The sequence below is a fragment of the Enterobacter sp. HK169 genome, from assembly GCF_001719105.1.
GTDB classification, from domain to species: domain Bacteria; phylum Pseudomonadota; class Gammaproteobacteria; order Enterobacterales; family Enterobacteriaceae; genus Enterobacter; species Enterobacter asburiae_B.
This window is the reverse complement of the sequence record NZ_CP017087.1, coordinates 2,633,127-2,650,562: the sequence shown is the minus strand read 5'-3', so window position 1 is coordinate 2,650,562 and position 17,436 is coordinate 2,633,127. Positions and strand designations below refer to the sequence as shown.

The 17,436-nt window shown below is 58.2% G+C and carries 19 protein-coding genes; 11 read left to right on the top strand and 8 right to left on the bottom strand.

The annotated features are described in order from the left end of the window. Positions 1-174: 174 nt before the first annotated feature. Together EnteroDNA1_RS12665 and EnteroDNA1_RS12660 are read left to right on the top strand one after the other, a co-directional pair. Positions 175-573 carry a potassium channel family protein gene (locus EnteroDNA1_RS12665; protein WP_023309546.1) on the top strand — a complete coding sequence of 133 codons (399 nt, stop codon included), beginning with the start codon at positions 175-177 and terminating at the stop codon, positions 571-573. A 166-nt stretch (positions 574-739) separates the two neighbouring features. Continuing rightward, entirely contained in the window at positions 740-1,765 is a 1,026-nt protein-coding gene (locus EnteroDNA1_RS12660) for a TerC/Alx family metal homeostasis membrane protein (RefSeq protein WP_024908851.1), read from the top strand. Positions 1,766-1,825: 60 nt separating this feature from the next. On the opposite strand, the gene EnteroDNA1_RS12655 is transcribed toward EnteroDNA1_RS12660, so the two are convergent. After that, positions 1,826-2,488 carry an HAD family hydrolase gene (locus EnteroDNA1_RS12655; protein WP_014885577.1) on the bottom strand — a complete coding sequence of 221 codons (663 nt, stop codon included), beginning with the start codon at positions 2,486-2,488 and terminating at the stop codon, positions 1,826-1,828. Positions 2,489-2,728: 240 nt separating this feature from the next. On the opposite strand from EnteroDNA1_RS12655, the gene EnteroDNA1_RS12650 reads away from it, so the two are divergent. Continuing rightward, positions 2,729-3,256 carry an NlpC/P60 family protein gene (locus EnteroDNA1_RS12650; protein ID WP_069303396.1) on the top strand — a complete coding sequence of 176 codons (528 nt, stop codon included), beginning with the start codon at positions 2,729-2,731 and terminating at the stop codon, positions 3,254-3,256. A 5-nt stretch (positions 3,257-3,261) separates the two neighbouring features. Here EnteroDNA1_RS12650 and EnteroDNA1_RS12645 read toward each other — a convergent pair whose 3' ends face one another. Together EnteroDNA1_RS12645 and EnteroDNA1_RS12640 are read right to left on the bottom strand one after the other, a co-directional pair. Beyond that, on the bottom strand, positions 3,262-4,056 hold the full coding sequence (locus EnteroDNA1_RS12645) for an SDR family NAD(P)-dependent oxidoreductase (RefSeq protein WP_045403298.1): 795 nt from the start codon (positions 4,054-4,056) through the stop codon (positions 3,262-3,264). Between the two features lie 32 nt (positions 4,057-4,088). Next, positions 4,089-4,970: a LysR family transcriptional regulator gene (locus EnteroDNA1_RS12640; RefSeq protein ID WP_032662157.1), complete on the bottom strand. Its 882-nt coding sequence runs from the start codon at positions 4,968-4,970 to the stop codon at positions 4,089-4,091. A 99-nt stretch (positions 4,971-5,069) separates the two neighbouring features. Here EnteroDNA1_RS12640 and EnteroDNA1_RS12635 point away from each other — a divergent pair, with 99 nt between their 5' ends. The 8 genes from EnteroDNA1_RS12635 to arnF all read left to right on the top strand — a co-directional run bounded on the left by EnteroDNA1_RS12635 (position 5,070) and on the right by arnF (position 13,275). Beyond that, the gene (locus EnteroDNA1_RS12635) at positions 5,070-5,573 is read left to right on the top strand and encodes a phenolic acid decarboxylase (RefSeq protein ID WP_008503103.1); all 504 of its coding nucleotides are present in this window, start codon (positions 5,070-5,072) and stop codon (positions 5,571-5,573) included. A 326-nt stretch (positions 5,574-5,899) separates the two neighbouring features. Beyond that, complete coding sequence (gene arnB, locus EnteroDNA1_RS12630; protein ID WP_023309541.1) at positions 5,900-7,039, top strand: UDP-4-amino-4-deoxy-L-arabinose aminotransferase; 1,140 nt, start codon at positions 5,900-5,902, stop codon at positions 7,037-7,039. Between the two features lies 1 nt (position 7,040). After that, complete coding sequence (gene arnC / locus EnteroDNA1_RS12625) at positions 7,041-8,024, top strand: undecaprenyl-phosphate 4-deoxy-4-formamido-L-arabinose transferase (RefSeq protein WP_029740674.1); 984 nt, start codon at positions 7,041-7,043, stop codon at positions 8,022-8,024. Then, positions 8,021-10,003 (top strand): bifunctional UDP-4-amino-4-deoxy-L-arabinose formyltransferase/UDP-glucuronic acid oxidase ArnA, encoded by a 1,983-nt coding sequence (gene arnA / locus EnteroDNA1_RS12620; RefSeq protein WP_069303395.1) that lies wholly within the window; start codon positions 8,021-8,023, stop codon positions 10,001-10,003. The genes arnC and arnA overlap by 4 nt, the downstream gene beginning before the upstream one ends. Then, complete coding sequence (gene arnD / locus EnteroDNA1_RS12615; protein ID WP_058842007.1) at positions 10,000-10,902, top strand: 4-deoxy-4-formamido-L-arabinose-phosphoundecaprenol deformylase; 903 nt, start codon at positions 10,000-10,002, stop codon at positions 10,900-10,902. The genes arnA and arnD overlap by 4 nt, the downstream gene beginning before the upstream one ends. Then, positions 10,899-12,554, top strand: coding sequence for a lipid IV(A) 4-amino-4-deoxy-L-arabinosyltransferase (arnT, locus tag EnteroDNA1_RS12610; protein ID WP_064673683.1), 1,656 nt, complete (start codon positions 10,899-10,901; stop codon positions 12,552-12,554). Before arnD ends, arnT begins: the two co-directional genes overlap by 4 nt. Then, positions 12,554-12,889 (top strand): 4-amino-4-deoxy-L-arabinose-phosphoundecaprenol flippase subunit ArnE, encoded by a 336-nt coding sequence (arnE, locus tag EnteroDNA1_RS12605; RefSeq protein WP_033146851.1) that lies wholly within the window; start codon positions 12,554-12,556, stop codon positions 12,887-12,889. The genes arnT and arnE overlap by 1 nt, the downstream gene beginning before the upstream one ends. Next, positions 12,886-13,275 (top strand): 4-amino-4-deoxy-L-arabinose-phosphoundecaprenol flippase subunit ArnF, encoded by a 390-nt coding sequence (gene arnF / locus EnteroDNA1_RS12600; protein WP_069303394.1) that lies wholly within the window; start codon positions 12,886-12,888, stop codon positions 13,273-13,275. The genes arnE and arnF overlap by 4 nt, the downstream gene beginning before the upstream one ends. On the opposite strand, the gene acpT is transcribed toward arnF, so the two are convergent. Genes acpT through EnteroDNA1_RS12575 form a run of 5 tightly spaced genes read right to left on the bottom strand, consistent with a single transcriptional unit; the run spans position 13,223 to position 17,436 of the window. Continuing rightward, positions 13,223-13,840 carry a 4'-phosphopantetheinyl transferase AcpT gene (gene acpT, locus EnteroDNA1_RS12595; RefSeq protein WP_064673685.1) on the bottom strand — a complete coding sequence of 206 codons (618 nt, stop codon included), beginning with the start codon at positions 13,838-13,840 and terminating at the stop codon, positions 13,223-13,225. The genes arnF and acpT overlap by 53 nt on opposite strands. A 2-nt stretch (positions 13,841-13,842) precedes the next feature. Continuing rightward, on the bottom strand, positions 13,843-15,072 hold the full coding sequence (locus EnteroDNA1_RS12590; protein WP_058842005.1) for a beta-ketoacyl-ACP synthase: 1,230 nt from the start codon (positions 15,070-15,072) through the stop codon (positions 13,843-13,845). After that, on the bottom strand, positions 15,069-15,800 hold the full coding sequence (locus tag EnteroDNA1_RS12585) for a 3-ketoacyl-ACP reductase FabG2 (protein WP_032662188.1): 732 nt from the start codon (positions 15,798-15,800) through the stop codon (positions 15,069-15,071). The genes EnteroDNA1_RS12590 and EnteroDNA1_RS12585 overlap by 4 nt, the downstream gene beginning before the upstream one ends. Then, positions 15,797-16,270 (bottom strand): ApeP family dehydratase, encoded by a 474-nt coding sequence (locus EnteroDNA1_RS12580; protein ID WP_064673686.1) that lies wholly within the window; start codon positions 16,268-16,270, stop codon positions 15,797-15,799. The genes EnteroDNA1_RS12585 and EnteroDNA1_RS12580 overlap by 4 nt, the downstream gene beginning before the upstream one ends. After that, positions 16,267-17,436 (bottom strand): beta-ketoacyl-[acyl-carrier-protein] synthase family protein, encoded by a 1,170-nt coding sequence (locus EnteroDNA1_RS12575; protein WP_064673687.1) that lies wholly within the window; start codon positions 17,434-17,436, stop codon positions 16,267-16,269. The genes EnteroDNA1_RS12580 and EnteroDNA1_RS12575 overlap by 4 nt, the downstream gene beginning before the upstream one ends.

Sequence of the window (17,436 nt, the reverse complement as noted above, 5' to 3'; positions counted from 1 at the left end):
CGCTGCAGATATATCGCTCACAGCAGTCGAACCAGCCGCAAAGAGGGCACGCTGCAAGGGAGATAATCACGCAACGCAATTATTGCACCAACTTTTCCTCGTCATTCAACTAAGCTTCGACCAGGTGCCCCGCCTCGTTCGCGGGGCCAGATTCCTTTTGGTCGAGCACGCATCATGCAGCTACTCAGTATTATTATTTTGCTTACCCTTACCGTGGTGATCCATTCGCTGTGGATGTTTGGCGTTTTAAAGTTCATCAAATTAGAAGTCGATTCGGCGGTACGCATCGTTTTACGCAATGTCGGTATCGTGATCTCCATGATCTTCGCCCACCTCCTTGAGGCCGGACTGTTTGCTGCGTTTTATTTTGTCATCGACGCGTTTAATGACTGGAACACCAGCTTCTATTTTTCACTGGTCAGCTACGCTACCGTGGGATACGGCGACGTCACGTTACCCCAGCACTGGCGGCTCATCGGCGGGGTGGAAGGGCTGGTGGGCGCGTTGATGGTGGGCTGGTCTGTGGCGGTTCTGGTGGCGGTGCTGCAGCGTTTGCGCGGCATGAGCGCCTAAACGGCAGATGCGCGATCCCCGCCTGGTAAGGTAAAGTACTCCTCCTTGCGCGGCCTGAAGGCCGCGACTTTGAGGGCGAAGAGGCTGATTAACGGCTCGCCCTTTTCTGTTCCTGGTTTACGCCAGTTTGCATGGTGTTGTGTTTTGTCTGCCAAAAGGGTTTTGTATGTCTGCTGCTCATCTCGGTTTCCCGACGGAAACCGTTGTTGTCTTTGTGGTGATGGCCGTAGGGGCGATGTTTATCGACCTCTTTATGCACCGTCACGATAAACCCGTCTCGCTGAAAAGCGCGGCGATGTGGTCCATTTTCTGGGTCATGATGGCGATGGCCTTCGCCGGATTCCTGTATGTTCACCACGGCGCCGAGATGGCGAGCCTGTTCCTCACCGGCTATGCGCTGGAAGAGGTGCTCTCCGTCGATAACCTGTTCGTGATGATGGCGATCTTCGCCTGGTTCGGCGTGCCGGATAAGTACCGTCACCGCGTGCTCTACTGGGGCGTGCTGGGGGCGATAGTCTTCCGCGGCATCTTTGTGGCTATCGGCACCAGCCTGTTAAGCCTGGGGCCGTACGTTGAGGTGATCTTCGCGCTGGTCGTCGGCTGGACGGCGGTGATGATGCTCAGACGCAATGAAGAGAGCGACGAAGTGGAAGATTACTCGGGTCATCTCGCCTATCGCCTGGTGAAGCGCTTCTATCCGGTCTGGCCGAAAATCAGCAGCAACGCCTTTATTCTGACCCAGAAAGAGGTGGATGCTGAGCTTGAAAAGCCGGAAAACCAGGACGTGATGGTCGGACGCGTGAAGAAGGCGAAGCGCTATGCGACGCCGCTGCTGCTTTGCGTAGCCGTCGTCGAGCTCTCTGACGTCATGTTCGCGTTTGACTCCGTGCCGGCCATTATTGCCGTGAGCCGCGAGCCGCTGATTATCTACAGCGCCATGATGTTCGCCATTCTCGGCCTGCGTACGCTTTACTTCGTGCTGGAAGCGCTGAAGCAGTATCTGGTGCACCTCGAGAAAGCCGTGGTGCTGCTGCTGTTCTTCGTGGCGTTCAAGCTGGGGTTAAATGCCACCGATCACTTCTGGCATCACGGTTACAGCATTGGCGCCACGGCCAGCCTGTTTGTGGTATTGGGCGTGCTGGCGCTGGGGATTATTGCGAGCGTGATGTTCCCGGGGAAACGTGAGGCCTGATGTACCGCCTTTCTCCCTCTCCCTGTGGGAGAGGGCCGGGGTGAGGGCACCGGACCGCACCTAACCCTTAATCGGTGAATTCCGACGCTTGCGGGGGTGGTGGAAGTGCCGCCAGTGCGGATCCTGCGCCGCCGCCAGCAGCTCGTGGTCGCCGCGGGTGTCGCCCCAGGCGCGCAGGTGATAGGCGTTCAGATCGCCATACACTTTTTCCAGCCTTGCCACCTTCTGGGCGCAGCGGCAGTTATTGCCCGTGATGCGCCCCGTCAGCTTGCCGTCTTTCACTTCCAGCTGCGTGCCAATCAGCTTAATGCCCAGTTTGTCAGCCCACGGCTGGAGCACCAGCGCCGGGGACGCGGAACAGATGGTCACTTCCGCACCGGAATTCACCTCAGCCGCCACCGCCAGAACCCCTTCGGGGCGCATCAGCTTGTTCCAGTATTTTTCGCAAAAGGCTTCCGCCTGCTGGCGTAACCAGTGTTCATCCACGCCCGTCAGGAAGGTTTTAATCAGCACTTCCTTCAGCTCATCGCGCGTCAGCTTGCGACGCACGCAGTGGAGCGTGGGCAGCGCCATGCGCACCAGACGGCCCGCGAAGTAACGTTTGCCGAAGGCAAAACGCAGGAAAGGGATAAAGCTGTCGTGGTGCGTTAATGTCCCGTCAAAGTCAAAGACAGAGAGCACGCTGGATTTAGCCACCGTCTCGTCGGCAATCATATTGGTCATAAATACGTCTTAGCTGAAATACACATTCTGCGGATCAGTTTACCTGCTTTAGCTGGACAGTCCTTATATCACCACTCTTTTTTTCTCGATCTTGCGATCTCAAAGTGAGTCCATTTTTGGCCTCGATAACAATTGGTGAAAAAAACGAGCTGTCTATATTATCGCCACATCGCAAGATATTTAGGGGAACCATTGGCCCCCACAGGTAAGGAAAAACTCACTCACTACTTCTTTCTTGATATGACTCTTAGATCGCTTATTTCAATCCTCACGTTAAGTTTTGCTTCGTTTTCTGCGTTCAGCTTTCAACTTCCAGCGTCGATGTTATCGATGAACAGCGAGCTGGCGGCATCACCGGCGAAATCTGCGCTGGTGCATCAGGAAACAGGCCCGCTGCGCTCGCGTATTCTCGATCAATACCAGAAATGGAAAGGCACCCAGTACCGGTGGGGCGGAACCACGCATCGCGGGGTGGATTGCTCCGCGCTCATGCAGCACCTGTTCACCGATGCGGCGCATCTTAATTTGCCGCGCACGACGAGTGAACAGATCCATCGCGGCGTGCAGGTGGCGCAATACCGCCTGAGAGCCGGCGATCTGGTCTTCTTCCAGACGGGCCCGAACCGCAAGCACGTTGGCGTTTATATTGGCGAAAACCAGTTTATTCATGCCTCAACCAGTCAGGGCGTAACGGTTTCAACCCTGACGAATGATTACTGGCAGGCACACTACATTACCGCCCGTCGCATCGCAGGCAGCGCGGCCTGACAGCGTCAGATGATGTCATCCACGACGCCACCGTCGACGCGCAGCGCCGCGCCCGAGGTGGCGGAGGCCTGGGTCGAACAGACATAAATCACCATATTGGCCACCTCTTCAACCGTGGCCGCGCGCTGGATAACCGAGCTGGGGCGGTTGGCCATCACAAACTCTTTCGCCAGCTGCTCCAGCGATTTACCGGTTTTTTCGATTTCATCTTTCATCATCTCTGCAAAACCGTCAGACATCGTCGGGCCCGGCAGGACGCTGTTGACCGTAACGCCGCTCCCCGCCACAAACTTCGCCAGTCCGCGCGCCAGCGAGAGCTGCGCCGTTTTGGTCACGCCGTAGTGGATCATATCCGCCGGAATATTGCAGGCCGACTCGGAGGAGATAAACACCACGCGTCCCCAGCCTTTCTGCACCATGCCCGGCAGCAGGGCGCGGGACAGACGCACGCCGGACATCACGTTGGTCTGCCAGTAACGCTCCCAGGTCTCATCGTCGGTGGCATAGAAATCCTGAGGACCGTAAATCCCGGCGTTGTTGACCAGAATATCGACGTTATTCGCTACCTTCAGAAGCGACTCGACCCCTTCCGCCGTGCTGAGATCGGCAATCGCGGCGCGCACCTGTACGCCCGGCACCACCTGCTGGAGCTGCTGAATGCCTTTATTCACCGATTCCGTGCTGCGGCCATTGACGATCACTTCCGCACCGCTTTCTGCCAGACCTCTGGCAATGGCGAATCCGATCCCGCCGGTTGAGGCGGTCACCAGCGCCACTTTCCCCGCAAAGTCGATTTTCATCATCTGCTCCTTATCGTTTTAACGTTCGGACCTTAAAGCGTAGCAGGTGAGGATGACGGCTCCTGGCTAAAAAGGCGCAACAGCGTCTCAACCTGTTCATCAAGCGGGGCGAGGGAACGTTTAACAATCAGGTGAAGCGGCGTTGCCCTGCGCGCGCCGTGGCTCAGCGGCAGGCGTTTGAGTACGCCCTGATCCAGCTGGGTCTGGATGCGTTCCTCTGGCAGCCAGCCGTAGCCGACCTGAGAGACGACGGCTTCAATCGCGGCATCGATGGTGGAGAAGGTCCACGACTCGCCGGCAGCACGCGCGGCGGGCTGGCTGTCCGCAATCTGGATGAGCGGCCACGGGCGCAGCATCTCATCATTTAGCGGCGCGTCGAGGTGAAACAAGGGGTGCCGGGAATGGGCCACGGCAACAAAGTCGATATTCATCAGCCATTCTCCGAGCCCGGTAATGTCCTGGCGGCGGGTTAAGACCATCACATCGGCTTCGTCGTTAATGGCATCGGCGCGGGTATTTTCCAGCACTTCGGTCAGACGTACCTGAGTCTGCGGATACTGCTGCTGGAACTGACGAAGAATAGCGAACAGGCGGCGGCGCGGGAAAATGGAGTCCACCACCAGATCTAACCGCGTTCGCATCCCGTTGCGAAGTGTCGCTGCGCGCGTCTCAACGTACGAAAACGCTTTCAGCAGCGGTTTAACCTGGTTGAGAAGAAGTTCTCCGGCCGGAGTTAACACCGCCCGTCGCCCCTCCGGGACCAGCAGCGCCACGCCGAGCCGCTCCTGCAGCAGCGACAGGTTATAGCTCACCGAGGACTGGCTGCGGTGGGTTTCTTCCGCGGCTTTGGCAAAGCTGCCCGCTTCCACCACTCTTTCCAGTAAAGCCCATTGTTCCAGCGTCGTCTTATGCATGATTTATCTAAAATTTGGATGAATTTGATTAAAACATAGCGTTATTCATTCATTTTTTGAAGGGGTACGATCGTCTCATCAAAACAAAGGAGACATCTTATGAACACCTTCGACAAACACGACTTAAGCGGCTTTGTTGGTAAACATCTTGTATATACCTACGATAACGGCTGGAACTACGAGATTTACGTAAAAAATGAGACCACGCTTGATTACCGTATTCACAGCGGTCTTGTGGCCAACCGTTGGGTGAAAGATCAGCAGGCTTATATCGTGCGGGTAGGCGAGAGCATCTATAAAATTTCCTGGACCGAACCAACCGGTACCGACGTCAGCCTGATCGTGAACCTGGGCGACAAGCTGTTCCATGGCACCATCTTCTTCCCACGCTGGGTCATGAACAATCCGGAAAAAACCGTCTGCTTCCAGAACGACCATATTCCGCTGATGAACAGCTATCGCGATGCGGGTCCGGCGTATCCAACGGAAGTGATTGATGAATTTGCTACGATCACCTTTGTGCGCGACTGCGGAGCCAATAATGAAAGCGTTATTGCCTGTGCGGCCAGTGAATTACCGAAAAACTTTCCAGATAATCTCTAATAAGCGCGACAATTAACTAAAAAGAAAAGTTCCCGGCTATTTCATATTATTTTGAAATGGCCGGGATTTTTTTTGTTTGTTGATGATTGGTTTAAATGAATCCATTTCAAAATGTTGCGAAAGATCACATTAAAAATATTTAATATTAATTTAACTTGTTGTTTTTCAAATAGCTGCTAGTTGTCTTATAACGTTGCAAACGTTGTCTTAATTTTTCCCTAAGGAAAGAGAGCTACTTTGATATAAGTTTATGGTTCGTTGAAATAAACGGGCTGGCATTTGGTTAATATCAAAAACATGCCATTTTTATTGCAAGGAAATTAATAATGAGTGATTTTCTGCCTTTTTCGCGGCCGTCGATGGGCGCTGAGGAAATTGCGGCGCTTCAGGACGTTTTGATGTCGGGCTGGATCACCACTGGGCCTAAGAATCAGGAACTTGAAGAGGCATTTTGTCAGCTTACCGGGAATCAGCATGCGATTGCCGTCTGTTCAGCCACCGCGGGTATGCACGTCACGCTGATGGCGCTGGATATTGGCCCGGGCGATGAAGTCATTACCCCTTCCCAGACCTGGGTCTCCACGCTGAATATGATCGTGTTGCTGGGTGCCACACCGGTCATGATTGATGTGGACAAAGATACATTAATGGTGACGCCAGAAGCCGTTGAAGCCGCCATTACCCCGCGTACCAAAGCCATTATTCCCGTTCATTATGCCGGCGCGCCGTGTGAAATCGACGCCATTCATGCCATCGGTGAACGTCACGGTATTCCGGTTATTGAAGATGCGGCCCATGCCGCCGGAACGTATTACAAGAACCGTCATGTGGGCTGGAAAGGAACGGCGATTTTTTCCTTCCACGCCATTAAAAATATGACCTGCGCGGAAGGCGGCTTAGTCGTCACGGATAATGCCCAGCTGGCACAGCGGATCCGCAGCCTGAAATTCCATGGCCTGGGCGTAGATGCCTATGACCGCCAGACGCACGGCCGCGCGCCGCAGGCGGAAGTGATCGCGCCGGGCTATAAATACAACCTGGCGGACATCAACGCCGCGCTGGCGCTGGTGCAGTTAGGCAAACTGAAAGAGGCCAACAGGCGCCGCCAGGAAATTGCTGAACGCTACCTGCGTGAGCTTGCCGATACGCCGTTCCAGCCGCTCACCATTCCGTCATGGCCGCACGTGCACGCCTGGCACCTGTTTATTATTCGCGTTGACGAAGCGCGCTGCGGAATTTCCCGCGACAACCTGATGGCGGCGCTGAAAGAGAAAGGCATCGGTACCGGCCTCCACTTCCGCGCGGCGCACACCCAAAAATACTACCGCGAGCGTTTTCCTGATGTATCGCTCCCGAATTCTGAATGGAATAGCGCGCGTATTTGTTCTCTCCCTCTTTTCCCGGACATGACTCATGACGACACAACCCGCGTCATTACCGCACTCCATCAGCTTGCAGGACATTGATATGTTCAGTGCACCGCCTGTACAAAAAGTTTCCGTGGTAATCCCGGTTTATAACGAGCAGGAGAGCCTGCCCGAACTGATCCGTCGTACAACCGCCGCCTGCGATACGATGGGCAAGGCTTATGAAATTCTGCTGGTAGATGATGGCAGTAGCGATAATTCCGCGCTGATGCTGACCGAGGCCGCGCAGGCCGAAGGCAGCCATATTGTTGCCGTGCTGCTCAACCGCAACTACGGCCAGCACTCGGCGATTATGGCGGGGTTTAGCCACGTCACGGGCGATCTGGTCATCACCCTGGACGCTGACCTGCAAAACCCGCCGGAAGAGATCCCGCGCCTGGTCGCCAAAGCCGATGAAGGCTATGACGTGGTCGGCACGGTACGTCAGAACCGTCAGGACAGTCTGTTTCGCAAGCTGGCCTCACGCACCATCAACCGCCTTATCCAGCGCACGACCGGTAAAGCGATGGGCGATTACGGCTGCATGCTGCGCGCCTACCGCCGCCATATCGTCGACGCGATGCTGCACTGCCATGAGCGCAGCACCTTTATTCCGATCCTCGCCAACACCTTTGCCCGCAAGGCAACGGAAATTCCGGTTCTGCACGCCGAGCGCGAGCACGGGGAATCGAAGTACAGCTTTATGCGTCTCATCAACCTGATGTATGACCTCATCACCTGCCTGACCACCACGCCGCTGCGTCTGCTGAGCGTGTTCGGCAGCATCATCGCCGTGGCCGGGTTTGCGCTGTCCGTTCTGCTGGTGGTGCTGCGACTGGTCTTTGGCCCGCAGTGGGCGGCGGAAGGGGTCTTCATGCTCTTTGCCGTGCTGTTTATGTTCATCGGCGCCCAGTTTGTCGGGATGGGCCTTCTCGGTGAATACATTGGCCGTATCTATAACGATGTTCGCGCGCGTCCGCGCTACTTTATTCAACGTGTTGTCCGTCAGGAACACAAAGCATCTCAAGAGGAAATTCACCCATGAAAGCTGTTGTATTTGCCTATCACGATATGGGGTGCACGGGCACGCTGGCCCTGCTGGAAGCGGGCTATGACATTGCGGCAATCTTTACCCATCCGGACACGACCGGAGAGAATAACTTTTTTGGCTCCGTGGCGCGTATCGCCGCCGAGCGCGGGATCCCGGTTTATGCGCCGGACGACGTTAACCACCCGCTGTGGGTGGATCGCATCCGCGCCCTCGCGCCTGACGCGATCTTCTCGTTCTACTATCGCAACCTGCTTTCCGACGAAATCTTAGGTCTGGCCGCAAAAGGCGCCTTTAATCTTCACGGTTCTCTGCTGCCCGCCTACCGTGGCCGCGCGCCGTTGAACTGGGTGCTGGTGAACGGTGAAACGGAGACGGGCGTGACGCTGCACCGCATGGTGCGCCGTGCTGACGCGGGCGCTATCGTGGCACAGCAGAAGGTCGCTATTGATGCGGACGAAACTGCGCTGCAGCTGCATCAAAAGCTGAATGCAACGGCGCAGACGCTGCTGCGTGATGCCCTTCCAGGCATCCTCAACGGCACCTTCAGCGAGACCGCGCAGGATGAGAGCAAGGCAAGCATCTTTGGCCGCCGCGCGCCGGAAGATGGTCGTCTGGACTGGAACAAGCCTGCCCGCCAGCTGCACAACCTGGTGCGTGCCGTGACCGACCCGTGGCCGGGCGCGTACAGCTTTGCGGGCGTAAGCAAATTTATCGTCTGGAAATCCCGCGTGCGTGACGATATTCCGGCTGCCAAACCGGGCACCGTCGTCTCTGTCTCTCCGCTGATTGTAAGCTGCGGCGAGCAGGCGCTGGAGATCGTCACCGGACAAACCGACAACGGCCTGTACGTGCAGGGCACGCAGCTGGCGCAGTCTCTGGGTCTGGTGGCCGGGGCGCTGATCACCAGCGCACCGGTTGTTGCCATCAAGCGCCGTACCCGCGTGCTGATCCTCGGCGTGAACGGCTTTATCGGTAACCACCTGACCGAACGTCTGCTCAAGGACGATAACTACGAGATTTACGGTCTGGATATCGGCTCTGACGCCATCAGCCGTTTCCTCGACAACCCGCGTTTCCACTTCGTGGAAGGGGACATCAGCATCCATTCCGAGTGGATTGAATACCACATTAAAAAATGCGACGTGGTGCTGCCGCTCGTCGCCATTGCCACGCCAATCGAGTACACCCGTAACCCGCTGCGCGTGTTCGAGCTGGACTTTGAAGAGAACCTGAAGATCATCCGCGACTGCGTGAAATACGACAAGCGCATCATCTTCCCGTCCACGTCTGAAGTGTACGGCATGTGTACCGATAAGAACTTCGATGAAGACACCTCCAATCTGGTGGTCGGGCCGATCAACAAACAGCGCTGGATTTACTCCGTCTCCAAACAGCTGCTGGACCGCGTGATTTGGGCCTACGGTGAGAAAGAAGGCCTGCGCTTTACCCTGTTCCGTCCGTTCAACTGGATGGGCCCGCGTCTGGATAATCTCAACGCGGCGCGTATCGGTAGCTCCCGTGCGATCACCCAGCTGATCCTGAACCTGGTGGAAGGCTCGCCAATTAAGCTTATCGAAGGCGGGAAACAGAAACGCTGCTTTACGGACATCAGCGACGGTATTGAAGCGCTGTTCCGCATCATCGAAAACAAAGATAACCGCTGCAACGGTGAAATCATCAACATCGGTAACCCGGACAACGAAGCGAGCATTCGCGAGCTGGCAGAGATGCTGCTGGCCAGCTTTGAGCGCCATCCGCTGCGCGACAAGTTCCCGCCGTTTGCCGGTTTCCGCGAAGTGGAAAGCAGCAGCTACTACGGCAAAGGGTATCAGGACGTTGAGCACCGTAAGCCAAGCATTCGCAACGCGAAGCGCTGCCTGAACTGGACGCCGACGGTGAAGATGGAGCTGACCATCGATGAGACGCTCGATTTCTTCCTGCGCACCGTGGAGCTGTCGGAACAGGACTCATGAAAAAAGTCGGTTTACGCATTGATGTCGACACCTTCAGGGGAACGCGTGACGGCGTACCCAAACTGCTGGAACTGCTGAGCAAGCACGGTGTGCGTTCCAGCATTTTCTTCAGCGTGGGGCCTGACAACATGGGACGCCATTTATGGCGTCTGATTAAACCGGCATTTCTGTTCAAAATGCTGCGCTCGCGCGCAGCATCCCTCTACGGCTGGGATATTTTGCTGGCTGGCACCGCCTGGCCCGGCAGACGTATCGGCGCGGGTAATGAAGCCGTTATCCGTGAGGCGGCTCAGCATCATGAGGTGGGTCTGCACGCCTGGGACCACCATGCCTGGCAAGCCTGGGCGGGCGTCTGGGATATCCCGCGCCTGTCCCGTGAGGTCGAGCGTGGGATGCTGGAGCTGGAGGCCATTACCGGTCAGCCCGTGCGCTGCTCCGCCGTGGCGGGATGGCGTGCGGATCAGCGCGTCGTGAAGGCCAAAGAAGCCTTTGCGTTTCGCTACAACAGCGACTGCCGCGGAACCGGACCTTTTTTGCCGCTGTTAGGCGAAAATCGCTACGGAACGGTGCAAATTCCGGTTACGCTTCCCACCTGGGATGAAGTGGTCGGGCGCGAGGTGAAGGCGGATGAGTTCAATCGCTACATTCTGGACCGCATCCATCGTGACGCCGGCACGCCGGTGTATACCATCCATGCCGAAGTGGAAGGGATTGCGTATCAGCATGATTTCGACGAACTGCTGACGATGGCCGCTCAGGAGGGCATTGAATTTTGTCCGTTGAGCGAGCTGCTGCCGGACGACCTCAGCACCCTGCCCGTGGGCAAAGTCGTCCGTAATGAAATGGCTGGCCGGGAAGGCTGGCTTGGCTATCAACAAACCGTGAGTCCGGTCCCATGAAAACAGCCCGTTATGGCTTAGCGCTTCTCGCACTGTTTATCGTTTACTACCTCATTCCGGTCGATATTCGTCTGCTCTGGCAGCCTGATGAAACGCGCTATGCGGAAATCAGCCGCGAAATGCTGGCATCCGGAGACTGGGTTGTCCCGCATTTTCTGGGGCTGCGTTACTTTGAAAAACCGATTGCTGGCTACTGGATCAACAGCATCGGGCAGTTGCTGTTCGGGCACACCAACCTCGCCGTGCGCGCCGGTTCTATATTCTCCACCGGGTTAGCGGCGCTGCTGGTCATCTGGATGGCATGGCGTCTCTGGCGAGATAAGCGGACCGCCATTTTCTCCGGTCTTATCTTCCTGACCCTGTTCCTGGTGTATGGCATCGGCACGTATGCGGTGCTGGATCCTATCATCACCCTGTGGCTGGTGGCGGCGATGTGCAGCTTCTGGCTGGCCTCACAGGCCCAAACCGTTGCCGGAAAAGCGGGCGGCTATGTGCTGCTTGGGCTGGCCTGCGGGATGGGGGTGATGACCAAAGGCTTCCTGGCGCTGGCGGTACCGGTGATTGGCGTGCTGCCGTGGGTAATCGCCCATAAGCGCTGGAAAGAGGTGCTGATTTTTGGCTGGCTCGCGATCCTGAGCTGTGTGCTGATTGTTCTGCCGTGGGGGCTGGCTATTGCGCAGCGTGAACCTGACTTCTGGCGTTATTTCTTCTGGGTTGAGCATATTCAGCGTTTTGCCCAGAGCGACGCGCAACACAAAGCCCCGTTCTGGTACTACATACCGTTCCTGATCGCTGGCAGCCTGCCGTGGCTTGCGCTTTTGCCCGGTGCGATTCGTCTCGGCTGGAATGACCGACAAAACGCGGGTGGCGGGTTCTATCTGCTGGGTTGGGTGGTGATGCCGCTGCTGTTCTTCAGCATCGCCAAAGGCAAGTTGCCGACCTATATCCTGCCGTGCTTTGCCCCGCTGGCCATCCTGATGGCGCGCTATGCCTGCCTCGCGGCGGAAAAAGGTGCCAGAGCGTTACGCATTAACGGCGGGATTAACCTGGCGTTTGGCGTTATCGGCGTGGTGGCGGCGCTGGTGGTCTCGCCGTGGGGACTGTCTAAGCATCCGGTCTGGACGTCGGTCGAACTGTACAAAGTCTTCTGTGCGGTGGTGGCGTTCCTCATCTGGGCCGCGGTAGGCTGGTTTACCTTCAGACAGAGCCAGCAGCGCTGGTGGCTGGCGGCACTGTGCCCCGCAGGGCTGGCGCTGCTGATTGGTTTTGCCATTCCTAACCTGGTGGTGGATTCCAAACAGCCGCAGTCGCTGGTCGATACCGTGCGCGAGCCGCTTCAGGAAAGCCGATTCGTGCTGGCCAATAACGTGGGCGTGGCCGCGGGCCTGGCGTGGGAGCTGAAGCGCAATGACATCACGCTGTTTGGTCAGAGCGGCGAACTGCGCTACGGGCTGGATTATCCCGATGTGAAAGATCGTTTTGTCAGTGAGGACGACTTCGCGCAGTGGCTGGCAGCGCATCGTCAGCAGGGGCGCGTGTCGCTGGTGATGCTGCTGTCAAAACGCGACGATATTTCACGGGCGAATTTACCGCAGCCGGACAATCTCTATATCCAGGGGCGTCTGGCCTTGCTGGAGTACCTGCCGAAGTGATGACCTGGATCTGGCTGATACTGGCAAGCCTGCTCAGCTGCGCGGGGCAGCTGTGCCAGAAACAGGCCACCCGTCCGGCGAAAGCCGGGCGGCGCGGGACGCATATCGCGCTGTGGCTTGGCCTGGCACTGCTGGCGCTGGGCAGCGGGATGCTGGTCTGGCTGGTGGTGCTGCAACGCCTGCCTGTCGGCATCGCGTATCCTATGCTGAGCCTCAATTTTGTCTGGGTGACGCTGGCGGCGAAGGCGTTCTGGCGTGAGCACGTTGCTGCGCATCACTGGCTGGGAGTAGGGTTCATCATCATTGGGATTGTTATCCTGGGAGGGAGCCTGTGAAAGGAGCGTTCTGGGCCTTATGCAGCGTGCTGTTAGTCAGCGCGGCGCAGCTGTTGCTGCGCAATGCCATGCAGGCATTGCCACCGGTCAGTGAGCTCCTGGCGTTTGTTTCCGCGCTGTGGCACTTCTCGTCCGGCACGGGTGCGCTGCTGCTGGGGTTGACGGGGTACGTGGCCTCGATGGGCTGCTGGTATCTGGCGCTGCATCGCATGGCGCTCAGCAAAGCGTATGCCCTGCTGAGCCTCAGCTATATTCTGGTGTGGGGTGCGGCGATCCTGCTGCCCGGCTGGGGAGAACGCTTCTCCTGGCACGGGCTGGTGGGCGTCGGGTTTATTATTCTGGGTGTGTTAGTGATTTTTCTGCCCCGAACGTCCCGAGGTGAATAATCGACTCGTGGGTCAGGGTGTAAGGGGTCGATGTGCAGACGGCAAGGCTCAGCGAGCCGACCTGTAGCTGGCTGACCGCGTGCATCTGCGCCGTGCTGTCGATGCTGACAATCTGCCAGGCGCTGCCGCCACGCTGTTTCACAATCGCTTCTTTCCGCGTCCAGATACGCCAGAAGGCGGAAAGCCGTTCCTCGGGCGCTTCACGCTCCAGCTCGTCATGCTCGGTCATGCTGAATACCGCATTAGCCAGCGCCTGCCAGTTCTTCCTCGGGCGAATCACTTCGATATCGCAGCCAACCTCGCCTTCATCGCTCATCAGCAGGGCGATATCGTCACCGCTATGGCTCAGGTTGAACCACAGCGGATTTCCCTTCGCAAAGGCCGGTTTGCCCTGCTCGCCGTAAATGATGTCGGGGAGCGGGTGAGGGGATAACGCTCTGGCGAGCAGCGTCCTCCCGGCCAGCCAGGAGGCCTGTCGGGCACCCTGAGGCGCCCTGTCTGCGAGCGCTGACGCCAGCGGGTCCGCGCAAAGGGTGGAGATTTTTCCCAGTACAAACTGGTACATAGTTACGCCCAGCGTTTAATGATAATCGAGGTGTTGATGCCGCCAAACGCGAAGTTATTGCTCTGCAGATACTCGCAGTCAATCTGACGGGCTTCCCCCATAATATAATCTAAAGCACCGCATTGCTCATCCGGCTGCGTTAAATTGAGCGTCGGGGCAAACCAGCCTTCACGCATCATCTGCAGGCTCATCCACGCTTCCAGCGCGCCGCAGGCACCCAGCGTATGGCCAAAATAGCTCTTCAGCGAGGACACCGGCACGCTGTCACCGTAGATGGCGGCAGTGGCCTGACTTTCGGCGATATCGCCGCGATCGGTGGCGGTACCGTGCGCGGAGATATACCCCATATCCCGGGCGCTTAATCCCGCCATGGCCAGCGACTGCTCCATGCAAATCTGCATGGTGTCACGCTGAGGCTGGGTGATATGGGCCGCGTCACAGTTGGTGGCAAAGCCCACGATCTCACCGTAGATTGTCGCCCCGCGCGCTCTGGCGTGCTCCAGCTCTTCCAGAATCAGGGTGCCTGCGCCTTCCCCAATGACCAGACCATCGCGCTGCGTATCGAACGGTGAAGGGGTGGTTTTGGGTTCGTCGTTACGCTGACTGGTGGCAAACAGCGTGTCAAACACCGCCGCTTCAGACGGACACAATTCTTCCGCGCCCCCCGCGACCATCACGGTCTGATACCCGTGGCGAATCGCCTCCCAGGCGTAGCCAATCGCCTGGCTGCCGGAGGTACAGGCGCTCGACGTCGGGATGACGCGGCCGCGTAGTCCAAAGAACAGCCCGGTATTCACCGCCGTGGTGTGCGGCATCATCTGGACGTAGGTTGTCCCGGTGATGTTATTGGTGTGCTTTTCGGTGAGCATGGTCGCGAATTCACTGACCGGGCCGGTGCTGCCAGTCGAAGAACCGTAGGCGATACCGGTTTGACCGTTGGTGAGCACCGCTTCGCCAATCAGCCCCGCCTGCTCCAGCGCCAGCTCGGTGGCGCGGGTCGACATCAGCGACACGCGGCCCATGGCACGAATACGCTTGCGGGTATAGTGTTCCGGCAGCGTGAAATCATCGATCGGCGCGCCCAGCAGGGTATGCAGGCCATCGTACACCTGCCATTCCGGCATTTTACGCACCGCGTTTTCATACGCCAGCAGCCTGCTGGAAACGGATTGCCAGCTTTCGCCAAAGGCGGTCACGCCGCCCATGCCCGTAATCACCACGCGACGCGTCATAGCATGCCTCCGTTAATGGAAATGACCTGGCGGGTAACGTAGCCCGCAATATCTGACATCAGATAGCTTGCCAGCCCGGCGACCTCTTCAGCCTGGCCCATCCGTTTCATTGGGATGATGGACATGGCTTCCTTCAGCGCGGCCTCTTCCATCTCAATCATGCCAGTATCAATCAGCCCCGGGGCAATGCAGTTGACGGTGATTTTGCGTTTTGCCAGCTCAATCGCCAGCGCTTTAGTGGCGCCGATAATGCCCGCTTTGGCCGCGCTGTAGTTCACCTGTCCGCGGTTGCCCATCACGCCGGACACGGACGATAAGGTGATAATGCGCCCCCCTTTACGGGTGCCAATCATCGGCATAATGCAGGGGTGAATGACGTTATAAAAACTGTCGAGATTGGTGTGGATCACGCTGTCCCAGTCGTCTTCGCTCAGCGCCGGAAAGGCGCCGTCGCGGGTAATTCCGGCGTTGCTGACCACGCCATACCATGCGCCATGGGCTTCAATCTCCTGCTCCAGCACCTCGCGGCACTGTTCGCGGTTGCCCACATCAAAGGCGAGTAAACGACCGTTGCCACCCGCCTGCGTGATGGCGTCCAGCGTCTCCTGCGCGCCTGCGGCATCACGATGGTAATGCACGCCTACGGTAAACCCGTCGGCGGCAAGCTGACGAGCGATGGCGCGCCCTATGCCTTTGCTGGCCCCTGTGACCAGTACGGAACGACTCATGCGTTAGATCCCTGATTAAAAAGCGATGTTAATTCTTCTGCGCTCGGCTGGAAGGTGTTGACCCGGCCCGTGGCCAGCGTCTCTTCATTAGCGGAAATCGCGCATTCAAAGCTGCCGAAGCGTTCGTCCTGCATCAGCAGCTTAACGGTGATGTCCAGCGTCAGGCCTGCGGCGAAACGCCCGCTGGCGCAGACCAGCTCGCGCGCGCCGAGCACCATGCCCAGCGCGATATGATCCTGCCCCTGCTGATGGCGATGCCAGCCTGACCAGACGCCGACGGTCTGCGCCATCAGCTCGAGCGCGTACCAGCCCGGCAGGTCGCCATCGGCGTTGAGAAACGGCGCCAGCACGCTTTGCCCGTTGACCGCCACGCGGCAGACCGCCGTGTCGTCCGTAACGTTCTCAACGGACCCCAGCAGCATCATCGGCGCCTCGTGCGGCAGATAGGCTTCGGGTGATAAGTAGCTCATGAGGCTCTCCCCAGCAGGATGCTGGCGTTGTTGCCGCCAAACGCGAACGAGTTAGACAAAATGACCGGCTTTTTCAGGGCGGCGCGCTGGTGCAGAAGGCCGCACGGCGCCAGCGTGTCGTCCGGCGCGTAGCGGGCGAAGTCCTGCGGCGGCAATGGCAGATCGCGCGTCAGAATCAGCCAGCTCAGGGCCGCTTCGGTAATACCGGCGGCGCCCAGCGTATGGCCGGTAAGGTGTTTGGTTGAGCTGCACGGCACGCTTTCCCCGAAGAGATCGTGAACCACCTGCGATTCAATCTGATCGTTGAGCGGCGTGGCCGTGCCGTGCAGGTTGATGTAGCCGATATCCTGCGGCTGCATATCCGCTTCGTTAAGCGCCTGCGCGATAGCCCTTATCGCCCCTTCACCCTGCGGATGCGGGGCGGAAATATGGTACGCATCGCTGGATTCGCCCGTTCCGAGCAGCGCCACGTCCGCGGGCTCCCGGCTCAATACCATCAGCGCGGCGGCTTCACCAATGGTGATCCCCCGGCGGTCGCGACCAAACGGCTCGCAGAGCGTAGGGGAGAAGGATTCAAGGCTGTTAAAGCCGTTGACGGGCATCCGGCTCAGGGTATCGGCTCCGCCGACAATGGCGATGTCCACCAGCCCGGCTTCAATCAGACGTTTGCCGCCGATCATCGCCCGCGCGCTGGAAGAGCAGGCCGTGGAGATCGTATAGGCCGGGCCTTCGAGCTGAAGCCAGTTGGCGAGGAAGCGGGACGGATCGCCAAGCTCCTGCTGCGGATACTGCCAGCGCGTGCTCGCTTCGCCATGGGCCATGTGGCGCACGTGCTCATCGCCTTCGTCCAGCCCGGAGGTGCTGGTCCCCAGCACCACGGCCACGCGGTCGCGACCGACGCGGGCGATGGCCTCGTCAACGGCGGGCTGAATCTGCGCCAGCGCGGCCAGCAGCAGCTGGTTATTGCGGGTGCGGTGTGCGGCGAAAGCGTCCGGGATGGGTGGAAGCTCGCCTTCCACGCCGCCCAGTACGGCTTCGGGTAAACCCTGCAACCAGCCGGTCCGGGCGTGCATCCCCGGCGCCACGCCTGCCGTCAGGTTCGCGGCAATCTCGTCAGGCGAGTTGCCCAGCGCGTTGACCATGCCAACAGCGGATATATAAATCAT